Consider the following 12,267-nt stretch of genomic DNA (forward strand, 5'->3'; position numbering starts at 1 on the left):
CGATGCTTGCCCGTTTGCCGAACAAGCTGGCGCTTTATGCCGCGATGCTGCTGTCTCTGGGCGCTATCTGCCTCGCTTCCGTACAGCATGTTTACGTGCTGCTGTTCGTTGCTGCTGGAGCGCTCGCTTATGTCGCGATTAGGAAAGACGCCATTTATTATGTTGTCATTCCTGCGCTGCTAGCCTACCAGTTGTATTTGCCGCTTGCGGTTTCGGTGACGCTGTCGAGTCTCGTGCTCGTTATACTTCTGCTGCGCTCGGCTTCGCAAGGAAAGCTGATGCATTATTTTCGCACACAGCGGCTTGTTCGTTATTATGTTGCCTTGCTTATCGCGATGGCGGTGGGCATTATTTATGCCCCGGATCGGGTGCTCGGCTTTAAGCTGATTGCTTATTCCATCATTGGGTTGCTCGCTTTGCTAGGGGGCTACTATTACCGGGCTCGCGGGCTTTCCGTTGAACAGACGCTTCGCGGCATCCAGCATGTGTATTTGCCGATTGGCCTGATGAACATTTATTTTATTATTGCTCCTGATCAGGAGCTGCAATTTTTAAGGTCGAAAATCGCGAGCTTCCTGATCGAGCCGAATACGCTGGCGGCGTTAATTAATGTAGATATTAAAGCTAACATTTTGGACCCCTTTAAAGCGGGAACGTTGTTCGTGAATACGAATGTGGCTTCGGTTTTTTTCGGGATGATGCTTTGTATTGCGCTATCGCTGCTGCTTCGCAAGGGCGGCCTGCTGCAGCTCGGCATCTGCTTCATTTATTTAGGCGCTATGCTGGCGACGCAATCACGCGCTGGCGTGCTCGCGCTTGGCATTGTGGTGCTGGCTTATGTGTGCATCCGGTTCCGGGTGCAAAAGCTGTTCAAGCTGTCGTTGCTGATCGTCATACCGGCAGCGATCATTCCTTTTGTCGTTACAGGCGACATTATAACGAATTTGACGAGCAGGCTGAATGCCGATGCGATCGAAGGCGATCCCCGGGCTTATATTTGGAAGTTCACCTTCCAAAACTTTGCCGAGCATCCGCTGCTGGGCCTTGGCTATGGCGGCTGGGAGCGGATTTTTCCATTCTACGCAGCGACGGTCGGCTTTAGCAGCAAGTATCCGCCGCATAACTTGTTTGTCATTATGTGGACATGGAGCGGCCTGTTTGGACTGATTGCCCTCATTTTGCTGCTGTTCGGCATTTTATGGCGCGGCATTTGCCGTTATTATCGCACGGGCTCGGCACTCGATAGCTGTGTAATAGGAGCGGCACTATTCGTTATCGTGCAAGGAATGTTTGATAACTTTTTCCTGCATGATCTGCGGGTCGCGTCTGTATTCTTCTTTCTTGCGGGGCTTATCTTGTACGAGCAGCGCGAGGATAGCGAGGAAGAGCGAAGCAGCAACGATAGCAGAAGCCAGAGCGAAAATCAGGCGGGCAGCGGCGATAGGCAAGTGATTCAGGAGCGGGCTTTGATGCCGCAGACGGCAGAAGTTGGAGGGAAATAATGAGGATTGGCGTACTGAGAAATACCTTTTTGCCTGCATCGGAAACGTTTATTTATGAGCAGCTGAATCAATATCGGAATGTGCAGGTGGAGGTCATTACCCGGGAGGTCGCGAATCGCGATAAATTCCCTAATCAATGGAGCATCAACACCATTGTTGGCGCGGCAGGGTCGTCGCTTCAGAAGAAGCTGACGAAGCTGCTTTACACGCTGACCGTTACCTCTACGCGCCATATTAACCGGATCGTTGAGCAGCGCGAGATTGAGCTTGTGCATGCCCACTTCGGGGTAGATGCGGTCTATGCGGTTCCCGTCTGCAAGGAACGCGGCATTCCGCTGTTCGCTACCTTTCACGGGTACGATATTACACGGCTGCCGAAGCTGATGCCTGGGCCGCTTTCCTGGCTCGTCTATTATATGAAGTTTAAGCGGCTGGTACGGGACACAACGTTGTTCCTTGCCGTTTCAAACCATATTAAGCAGAAGCTGATGGCGCATGGCGTACCTGAGCAAAAAATCAAAATCCATTACATCGGCATCGATTTGGCTAAAGTTTTTTATCGGGAAGCGCCGGATCGTGACACGATTACGATTATGACCGTTGGCCGGCTGACCGAGAAGAAGGGCATCGCTTATTTAATTGAAGCGTTCCACCGGCTGGCAGCCCGGCGCGAGCATGTGCGCCTCGTCATTGCCGGAGACGGACCGCTGAGGCAGGAACTGGCTGAGCTTGCTGCATCGGGAGCTGGGAGCGGGCGAATTACGTTCCTCGGCAGCATTCCCCATCATGAGGTGCTGAAGCGGCTCAGCGATTCGGATATTTTCTGCTTGCCGAGCGTAACCGCGAAGGATGGCGATCAGGAAGGGCTCGGCATGGTCATTTTGGAAGCTTCCGGAACGGGACTTCCCGTTGTTGCCACCAGCAGCGGCGGCATTAAGGACGCGGTGCAAAATGGCAAAACCGGCTATTTGGTAGAGGAGCGCAGCGCCGCCCAATTGGAAGAAAAGCTCGATATGCTCGTAACCAGCCAGCCGCTGCGCGCAGCCATTGGACAAAATGGCCGCGCCTTTGTCGAGCAGCAGTTCGATCTGCGCTTGCAGACGGAGAAGCTGGAGCAGCTCTATAAACAATATATTGGAGAGAAGCAGCATGTCTAAGCCATTTATTATTGTGTCAACCGCCGATTGGGATAACCCCTTCTGGACGAATAAGCAGCATATTGCCGACAGGCTCGCGGGCCGCGGGCATCAGGTGCTGTATCTGAACTCGCTTGGCCTTCGCAAGCCGTCAAGCAACGGCAAGGATATTAAGCGCATTATAAAGCGGCTCAGTCAATTTTTTAGCGGGCTGCAGCACAAAAAAACAAATCTATGGGTATGGTCGCCAGTCGTCATCCCTTATCAGCGGTTCAGCTTCGTTCGGAAGCTGAACTTTTTTATTGTCCGGCAGTATGTAAAGCATTTCGCCCGGAAGCTTGGGATGGAGGATTACGTGCTGTGGACATACAATCCGCTGACGCAGCCGCTGCTGAATATGCGTGAGCAGCTGTCGGTTTACCACTGCGTAGATGAAATTTCCGCGCAGCCCGGCATGCCCGAGCAAATTATTAAGGAGCAGGAGGCGCGGCTGGTGGAGGATGTCGATGTCGTTTTTGCTACGGCACCCAATCTGTATGAGACGCGCAAGGCGATCAACGAAAGCACTTATTACAGCCCGAATGTAGCGGAATTCAATCATTTCAACAAGGCGTTGTCGCCAGACACGGCCATTCCTGCGGAGCTTTTGCGGATGAAGGGTCCCAAGGTCGGCTTCATCGGTGCTATAAGCGGCTACAAGCTGGATTTGGCATTAATCGAAACGGTGGCGTCCCGCAACCCTCATGTGCATTTTGTGTTCATTGGACAGGTGGGAGAGGGCGACCCGTGGACCGATGCAGACCGGCTGGGCCAGACGCCGAACATTCATTTGATCGGGCCAAAGCCGTACAGCGAGCTGCCGGGTTATTTGAAAGGCTTCGATGCCTGCCTGCTGCCTAATGTCATTAACGAATACACGACGAATATGTTTCCGATGAAATTTTTCGAATATTTATCAGCAGGCAAGCCGGTTGTCATGACGCCGCTGCCAGCGGTCAGGGATTATTATTCCTACTGCTATGTTGCCGCAGATGCTGATGCCTTCGACAAACAGCTGGGGCTGGCGTTGAATGAAGGGCTGCTAGACAATTACGAGCAGTTAATCCTGGATCGTGTCGCCGAAGCGAAAAAGCATGACTGGGAGTCGCGCATTGATACGATGCTCGCCGTCGTGGATGCGCATATCAAAGGCGCAGGCGCACCTGAGGCGCTGCGTGCAGCGAACCTGCCGGGAGCAGCGGCGCTGGACGCAGCCGTTTCGCCAAGAAGCAGCAAAACTAGTAAAGCCGCCCGGAGCGTGGGCAGCAAAGCTTAGTATCGATAAAGACGAAGGTAGAGGAGTGGAGGAGCTTGTTCGAACATATTGTGCACGAAGCGAATGTTCCGCTAAGCCGCATTACGACGATGAGCGTTGGCGGCCCTTGCCGTTATTACGTCATTCCAAAAAGCGTGGAGGACATTCGTTTTGTAACGGCGATTTGCGAGCGTTTTGGCTGGAAGCTGCTCATTATCGGCAATGGCTCGAATGTGCTTGTGGGCGACGAGGGCTTTGACGGTGTCGTCATGCATGTCGGCAAAGGCTTGAAGGAATATGGCCTTCAAGGCGGCGAGCTGTACGCTGAAGCGGGCGTAGCGCTGCCAAGGCTGGCGTATTCCATGGCGAATGAAGGCATCGCCGGATTCGATTTTATGGCAGGCATTCCCGGCAGCGTAGGCGGGGGGCTCGTTATGAATGCTGGCTGCATCGGCAAGGAAATCGGCGATGTCGTCAGCAGCGTCACGCATGTCAGCGACACGGGCGAGGTGATTACGAGCAGCGCCGAGGAGCTGCAGTTTTCCTTCCGCCGGAGCTGGTTTCTGGAACGGCGCCACATTATTGTGAGCGCGCGTTTCCGGGCTGAGGCGGCAAGCGATCCCGCGCAGGTGATGGAAGCGACGAAGCGGGCGGCGGACATCCGCAAGGGCAAGTTCCCCATCAATGTCAAAACAGTGGGCAGCACCTTCAAAAGCCCTCCCGAAGGCCCGCATCCCGGCAGACTGATCGAAGAGGTCGGACTGAAGGGCTTTGTTATTGGCGGCGCACAGATTAGCACGGTGCACGCGAACTGGATTATTAATCAAGGCAGTGCCACAGCCAGCGACGTAAAGCGGCTCATTGAGCTGATGCAAACGACAGTAGCCAAGCAGCTCGGCATCCTTATGGAGCCAGAAGTGCTGTTCGTATAAATAAAAAACAAAAGGGTGAGGAAAAAGGCGAGCGGAGCGAAAAGGCTGGTTGGAGAAGTGGAACGCCCGATTTTTGCAGCTTGATTTATACCGCTAGAGCGGTTGATTCAATAAATGAAGTTGCAACAGCGGTCGGAGACCAGTCTTTTTACGCAGTGTTGTTCCTTTTTCCACACCCTTTAAAAAGGGAGAGAAAGCATATGGTACAAGCTCATTCAAGAGTGCTCGGCACAAAAAGGATTTCGGAGCCTTATTTATTAATTGAGGGAGGTTATCCCCTTTCAGGTGAAGTGTCGCTTCCCGGTGCCAAAAACTCGGCGCTGCCCGCTATTGTGGCCGCCTGCCTCTCCGATGAGGAGGTCGTGCTGCATAATGTGCCGCTTGAGCTGAATGACGTAGCGAAGCTCATCAAGCTGTTGAACGACTCTGGCGCAAACGTCGAGATTAAAGGCGACGAGCTTCACTGTAAGGGCAGCGCGTGGATGGGCGGCACGCTGAATGCCGAGCTGGCGGGCAAAATCCGCCACTCCCTGCTGCTGCTTGGAGCGGCAGCGCACTGGCGCAGCTCGCTGTTCCTGCCGCTGCCGGGCGGCTGCAACATTGGCAGCCGCAAGCATGACATGCACGTAAGCGCGCTGCAGGAGCTTGGCTTTGCGATGGAGGAGAGCGAGCTCGGGCTTCACTTGCGCGAAAGCCAGCCGAAGGAGCGGACGGTCATTACGTTCCCGTATCCAACCTTTGGCGGCACGCTGAACGTTCTATTCGCTTCCGTTCGATCGAATGCGGTTGTTGAGCTGCATAACGCGGCCCGCAATCCTGAGGTGCTGGACGTCATCAAGCTGCTGAACGATATGGGGGCAAATATTGAATGGCTGTCTTCGAACAGCCTGCAAATTACAGGCGTAGAGCGGCTGCACCGCGCAGACTTTACGGTAATGAGCGACCGAATTATCGCCTCGACGATTATTTCAGCGGTCGGTGCGACGAAAGGCTCGGCAACGATTCGCAATGCAACGACCCGCATTCTGGAATCCGAAGTAGCCGTATGGCGGCAGGCGGGCCTGAAAATAGAAGAAATCGACAATGGCATTTACGTGGAATGGAATCGTCCGCTGGAAGCGGTGAACGTCACGACGGCTGCTTATCCGGGCTTCCATACCGATATTCAACCGCTGCATACCGTATTGATGATGAATGCAAGCGGAACTAGCGAGCTTAAAGAGACGATTCTCGACGGACGCTTCTCCTACTGCTACGAGCTGAACAAGCTGGGCGCAAACATCGAGGTGAAGGATGGCGGCTTCCTTTGCGTCAATGGGGCAGCGGGACAGACAGCGGTCATTCATGGCGTAGATGAGCTGTATGGCACCGATTTGGTCGCCACTGATATTCGCGGCGGAGCGGCGGTTGCGGTTGCTGCGCTGGCGGCTGTTGGGACAAGCCGGATTACGAATTTGTACCAGCTGGAGCGGGGCTACGGCAACTTCACTGAAATTTTCACAGCGCTGGGCGCGCAGATCATGAAGGTGAACCACTAGCATGCTGTTTCAGATTTTAACGACGATCGGCACCCGGCTGCTTGTATTATTCGGAGCTTTTATCGTTTCGGTACTGACAGCCAGACTGTTGGGTCCCGAAGGCAAGGGGATGATAACGGCCATACTCGTCATCCCTACGCTCGTTGTGACGATCGCCGATCTTGGCATCCGGCAGGCGGCTGCTTATCTCATCGGTAAAAAATTATTTAACTATAACGATATTGTATCAACCTTATTATTCATGTGGTTAATTTCATCCTCCCTCAGCGTGGCTGTCGTTATGGGCATTTTGCTGCTTCAGTATGGAGGAGAGTACAGCTGGGAGCTGCTTGTCATTTGTACACTGACCGTGCCCGTCAATCTAGCGATTCAATATTTACGCGGCATTATGCAGGGCAAAGGCAATATTGGCAGCATTAATAAGGTGGAAATTATTAAGACGGCGCTTAATTTCATCATTTTGCTTATTCTTGTCTGGGCGCTTGGCATGGGAGTTCTCGGAGCCGCGCTGACACAGCTGCTGATGGCGGCGTTCACGCTAGGCTACTCTATGAAACTGCTGCTTGGCGAAGTGAAATTCAAGTTCAAATATATTCACCCCATTCCGCAGCAGATGATGCGGCAGGGCTTTTCCTTTGCGCTTGCGCTGTTCATAATTCAGCTTAATTACCGGGTGGACGTCATTATTTTGGAGCGGTTCACGAATGTCATCGAGGTCGGCATCTATTCAGTTGGCACGAATCTAGCAGAGCTGATCTGGCAGCTGCCAGCTGCCATTGGGCTCATTTTATTTTCACGCAGCGCAAGCTCAAGCAGCAGTCAGGCGGCGGTCGAACGGACAGCGAAGCTGATACGGGTCATTATGCCTGTGCTTGTCGTATTCGGGGTCTTCTTCTGGTTCATGTCGCCGCTGTTTATTCGCCTGCTGTACGGAGCAGATTTTGCCGAATCGGGACAGGTTATCCGCTATTTGCTCCCGGGTATTATCGCAATGGTGCTGTTCAAGCTAATCCATTCCGACCTGTCGGGCAGAGGCGCGCCGCTGTTCTCGCTGCGGGTCTCGGTTATTGCGCTCATTATGAACGTCGTGCTCAATTTCATTCTCGTTCCCAAATACGGCGCGGTAGGGGCATCGATTTCGTCCAGCATCAGCTACATGTATGCGGGCGTCGCTTTTATTATTTTTTACGCACGGCGCGAATCCATTAGCTTGTCCAGGCTTTTAATTTTGAACAAAGAGGACTGGGCGCAAATCAAAAGTAAAATCGGCTCGATCGGCCTTCGTTTCATGAAGCTGCGAAGCCGCTAAAGGGCCCAAAATAACGGAGGTGAGGACATGCTGGTATCGATCATCACGGTGTATTACAACCGGGTCAATCAAGTGAAGGAGTCGATTCAAAGCCTGCTTGACCAAACGTATGCGAATACGGAAATTATTTTGGTCGACGACGGTTCGACGGACGGCACGCTGCAGGCGCTGGAAGCTTTTCAAGATCCGCGCATTCGGCTGATCAGCCACAGCAATCGCGGCTTCACCCGTTCGGTCATTGAAGCGGTGAAGCAGAGCAGGGGAGAGGTTGTAGCCATTCACGGCTCCGGCGATATTTCGTTCCCGCAGCGTATTGAGGAGCAGGTTAAGGTGCTGCAAAGCAGGCCGGATGTCGGCGTCGTAGGCTGCATCGTCGAGAACGTCAACAAGGTGACGAATACAACGACGATTTATAACAAGTACAAGCAGGGCATTAAGGGCATCGATCAGCTGCTGCAAAATAACTTCTACACCCACGGCGAGGTTATGTTCCGCCGCGATGCTTACGAGCAGGCGGGCGGCTACCGCGAGCTGTTCAAGTTCACCCAGGATTACGATTTATGGCTGCGGATGGGGCTCGTCACGGAGTTTGCGCTTGTCGAGAAGCTGCTGTATCGCAGATACACATTGCCTGACGGCGTAAGCGGCTCCGTTGAAAAAATGATGGTGCAGCAATATCTTGCTGAGCTGGGCAGACAGTGCGCCGAGCTTCGTATTCGCGAAGGGCGCGACCTGATAGACCGCTACGGCGTGCACGCGCTATTTTTTCTGAAAAGATCGAAGCGCCTGGCGCTCAAGCTGTTTAATCTCGGCGTTTCCGCCATAGTGAATGAGCGGGACATGGATAAAGCGAAGCGGCTCGTGCAGCTCAGCCTCGAACAAAATTGGACGGCAAGAGGCAGCGTGCTATCGGGGCTGCTAGCTGTGCTGACCCGTTTCGAGGGCGGCAAAAAAGCGATGCTGTCGATGCTGCTGTTGCTGCGTCAGGTGAAGAAAAAGGTAGAGAAAGCGGCGTAAAGCAAGTGCCGCTATATTGAAGCATTTTGAAGCGTGGTGAAAAAGCGGAGCGGAATGAAAAGCTAGGCCTTGCGAAGCGACAGCGCTCGCTTTTGCCCTTGAATTTCCGCCTATATAGGCGATTCAAAGAAATTCAAGGGTAATGGCGATCGGAAGCCAAGCTTTTCAAAATATAAGAAAGTATAAGTATTCTCTTTATACTTGGCTTATATTTCACCGCGAAACGTTAGCATTACCGCCAGAGGACGGTAAAGCCGTTTACGCTTGTGCAGCGCAGCTTCTATATCACCACAGTTTCAATTGCAAAAGGAGGAGCAAAACCAATGAAGCTGATTCTTTTATCCGGCGGTTCAGGTAAACGGCTGTGGCCGCTATCTAATGATGCAAGGTCGAAGCAATTTTTGCGTATTTTGGATGGGCCCGGCGGGCTAAAGGAATCGATGGTCGAGCGGGTATGGCGCCAGCTGGGCGAGACGGGCCTGCAAAGCTCATCCTATATCGCCGCAGGCAAGGCGCAGGAGGAAATGATTCGCGTGCATGCCGGCTTGTCGGTGCCGCTCATTATTGAGCCGGAGCGGCGGGACACGTTCCCGGCTATCGCGTTATCGGCGGTTTATTTGTACTCCGTTGCCGGAGTCAGCCTGGATGAGGTCGTGACGATTCTCCCGGTTGACCCCTATGTGGAGGATGCCTTCTTCCATAAAATAAGCGAGCTTGAGCAGGTCATTCGCGATTCTGGCTGCGATATGGCGCTGATGGGCGTTAAGCCGACCTTCCCATCGGAAAAATACGGCTACATCGTACCGGAGACTGGCGAGCCTAAGCTGATTATTAATGCGGCAGGCGACGTCACGGAAGCGGAAGTGAATGACGCAGAAACAGGCAACGCCCGCTCGTACAGGCTTGTTCGGCACTTCACTGAAAAGCCGCGCGAGGATGCGGCATCCGAGCTAATGCAGCGCGGAGCGCTTTGGAACTGCGGCGTGTTCGCCTTCAAGCTTGGCTATTTGATTAATCTGCTCATCGAGAAGCGGATTCCAATTCAATACGACGAGCTCGTCAGTCAATACAGCACGCTGGTGAAAACAAGCTTCGATTACGAGGTCGTTGAGCGGGCCAAGCAGGTCGCTGTGCTTCCTTTTGACGGCTGCTGGAAAGACCTTGGCACCTGGAACACGCTGACAGAAGAAATGGGAACGTCGGAGCTTGGCGAGCATATTACGACGGAGCTTGCAACGGATACGCATGTCATTAACGAGCTGGGCATTCCGATTACGATTTTGGGCATCAAAAATGCCATCGTCGCTGCAAGCCCCGACGGCATTCTCGTTTCCGACAAGGCGTCCAGCCCGCGCATTAAAGAAGTGCTGAAAAATAGCGACAAGCGCCCGATGTACGAGGAACGCAGATGGGGCTACTACATCGTGCTTGATTATTTGAAATATCCGGACGGCAGCGAGGTCATGACGAAGCGCGTCTGCCTCGATAGAGGGAAAAACTTCAGCTATCACTATCATAACAATCGCTGCGAGGTGTGGACGATTTTGTCCGGTGAAGGCGAAATGATGCTCGATGACCAGCTGCGGACCGTAAAGGCTGGCGACATTATTAACATCCCTCTGGGCAGCAGGCACTGCCTGCTTGCCCTGACACCGATGGAAATGATCGAGGTCATGAGAGGAACGCAGCTTGTAGAAGAGGAGAGCGTCAGGCTGGAAGCGGATTGGAATGACATTATGCAATATTGCATGATTTGAAGGAGCTAACAGGATGATGAATGCTATTGCAGAGCAGCTGGATTATGCGATTGATCGGAGATACGAGCGCTGGAAAGAAGCAGAGCTGCCCTTTTACCTTCGAAAAGAGCTCGGAGAGCTTGGAGCCGGCGATTTGACCGACCGCTTCTACAAGCATCTGCACCTTGGGCCGGAAGGCGTGCGGGAGAAGGTAGGCGCAGGAACGAACCGGATGAACATCTATACGGTGCGCCGCATTGCGCTGGCGCTTGCTGGGGAAATTCGCAGCGGCGGCGAGGAGGCGAAGCAGCGCGGTGTTGCGATTGCTTTTGACAGCCGAATTTTATCGCGGGTGTTCGCGGAACAGGCAGCGCTCGTGCTGGTCAAAAACCGCGTGAAGGTTTATCTTTTCGAGCAGGCCCGGCCTACGCCGGAGCTCTCCTTCGCTGTCCGTTTTCTGCAAGCGGCAGCCGGGCTGATGATTACAGCCGGCCATTATCCTTATGATTACAACGGCGTCAAGCTGTTCAGCTCAGATGGCGCTGTCATGGCGCCGGAATACAATCAACTCGTAGCAAGGCGCATGGAGGGCATCGAGGAGGAGGTTGCCATTCCGCTAATGGATGCGGAGGAGGCGGTGCGGCAAAGGCTGCTTGTACTTGTCGGTACAGAGGTGGACAAGGCTTACCACAGCAAGCTGGCGGACATTATCGTTCGCCCGACAGCCTTTCGAGCGGGGCGCTCGCGGCTGCGCGTTATCTATACGCCGCTGCATGGCAGCGGGGGGCAGACGCTGCTGGAGCTGCTGAAGCAAATGGGCTATCGCGATGTGGAAAGCGTGCCGGAGCAGTTCCAGCCAGACCCGCTTTTTCCGACCATTGATGAGCCAGACCCTAACAATTCCAATTCTTACGGGCGGGCGCTGCTGCTCGCCGAGCGGAAGCAGACGGATCTGATTATGGCGACCGACCCCGAATCGCAGCAGCTTGGTGCAATGGCTCGGTACAAAAGCCGGGAGTTCCGCTTGCTGTCCGCGAACCAGCTAGGCAGCTTGCTGCTTGAATATCTTTGCGCGCAGAAGCGTGCCAATGAGCCGGTTTACCCGGCAGCCTTCTACAAGTCGCTGCTGACGACGGAGCTTAGCACAGCGATCGCAAGGCGCTACAGTCTTCACATCGTAGAGACGCCGCCGGGCTTCCGCCATATTGCCGCTCGCATAGCGGAAGAGGAACAGCTCGGGGCGAGGAAGTTTTTTTTCGCCTTTGATGAGACGGGCGGCTGCTTGCCGCAGGCGTTCGTCAGAGATAAGGATGCCATGCAGACGCTGCTGCTCACAACAGAGATGGCGGCTTTTTATAAAAGCCGCGGCCTGACACTATGGGATCAACTGCACAAGCTTTATGAGGCTTATGGCTTTTATTTGGAGGACCAGGTTAGCCTGTCCTTTCCCGGCCTTGAAGGCTCGCAGCGGCTGCGCAATGTGATGCGCAAGCTGCGGGGCGAAGTGCCGGATAAGCTTTCCTCGCTGCGGATTCGCAGCATTTACGATTCCGAGGAGCACGGCGTGCGAGCGCTCGGCTTCAGCAAGGAAGCTGCGAATCAGGAGCTGGGGGCGAATGTGATCAAATATGTTTTCGAGGATGGAGCTTGGTGCGCGCTTCAGCCTACCGGGGCAGGGACGTCGCTGCGGCTTTATTATGGAGCGAAGGAGTGGAGCGAGGTGCGCTGCCGGCGCAGGCTGGCAGCTATTCGTACGGCGCTGCTCTACGATGTGGAGACCATTTTATAATAGAAAATTTCAAA

Annotated in this window: 9 protein-coding genes; all 9 read left to right on the forward strand. The window is 53.9% G+C overall.

The genetic code is table 11. From position 1 onward, the window contains the following. Positions 1–2 precede the first annotated feature (2 nt). The 9 genes from BBD42_RS13375 (at position 3) to BBD42_RS13415 (ending at position 12,253) form a co-directional block, all read left to right on the forward strand. Complete coding sequence (locus tag BBD42_RS13375; protein WP_099518541.1) at positions 3–1,502, forward strand: O-antigen ligase family protein; 1,500 nt, start codon at positions 3–5, stop codon at positions 1,500–1,502. After that, the gene (locus tag BBD42_RS13380; protein ID WP_099518542.1) at positions 1,502–2,659 is read left to right on the forward strand and encodes a glycosyltransferase; all 1,158 of its coding nucleotides are present in this window, start codon (positions 1,502–1,504) and stop codon (positions 2,657–2,659) included. The genes BBD42_RS13375 and BBD42_RS13380 overlap by 1 nt, the downstream gene beginning before the upstream one ends. Next, positions 2,652–3,953: a glycosyltransferase gene (locus BBD42_RS13385; RefSeq protein ID WP_172455488.1), complete on the forward strand. Its 1,302-nt coding sequence runs from the start codon at positions 2,652–2,654 to the stop codon at positions 3,951–3,953. The genes BBD42_RS13380 and BBD42_RS13385 overlap by 8 nt, the downstream gene beginning before the upstream one ends. A 35-nt stretch (positions 3,954–3,988) precedes the next feature. After that, the gene (gene murB / locus BBD42_RS13390) at positions 3,989–4,864 is read left to right on the forward strand and encodes a UDP-N-acetylmuramate dehydrogenase (RefSeq protein ID WP_237163468.1); all 876 of its coding nucleotides are present in this window, start codon (positions 3,989–3,991) and stop codon (positions 4,862–4,864) included. A gap of 200 nt (positions 4,865–5,064) precedes the next feature. Then, positions 5,065–6,402 (forward strand): UDP-N-acetylglucosamine 1-carboxyvinyltransferase, encoded by a 1,338-nt coding sequence (locus BBD42_RS13395; RefSeq protein WP_099518544.1) that lies wholly within the window; start codon positions 5,065–5,067, stop codon positions 6,400–6,402. Between the two features lies 1 nt (position 6,403). Beyond that, on the forward strand, positions 6,404–7,711 hold the full coding sequence (locus BBD42_RS13400) for an oligosaccharide flippase family protein (protein WP_099518545.1): 1,308 nt from the start codon (positions 6,404–6,406) through the stop codon (positions 7,709–7,711). Positions 7,712–7,738: 27 nt separating this feature from the next. Next, positions 7,739–8,728 (forward strand): glycosyltransferase, encoded by a 990-nt coding sequence (locus tag BBD42_RS13405; RefSeq protein ID WP_056033773.1) that lies wholly within the window; start codon positions 7,739–7,741, stop codon positions 8,726–8,728. Between the two features lie 323 nt (positions 8,729–9,051). Beyond that, positions 9,052–10,485, forward strand: coding sequence for a sugar phosphate nucleotidyltransferase (locus BBD42_RS13410; protein WP_099518546.1), 1,434 nt, complete (start codon positions 9,052–9,054; stop codon positions 10,483–10,485). 13 nt (positions 10,486–10,498) lie between these two features. Continuing rightward, the gene (locus tag BBD42_RS13415; RefSeq protein WP_099518547.1) at positions 10,499–12,253 is read left to right on the forward strand and encodes a phospho-sugar mutase; all 1,755 of its coding nucleotides are present in this window, start codon (positions 10,499–10,501) and stop codon (positions 12,251–12,253) included. Positions 12,254–12,267: the final 14 nt, after the last annotated feature.

The sequence above is a fragment of the Paenibacillus sp. BIHB 4019 genome (genome assembly GCF_002741035.1).
Lineage (GTDB): Bacteria > Bacillota > Bacilli > Paenibacillales > Paenibacillaceae > Pristimantibacillus.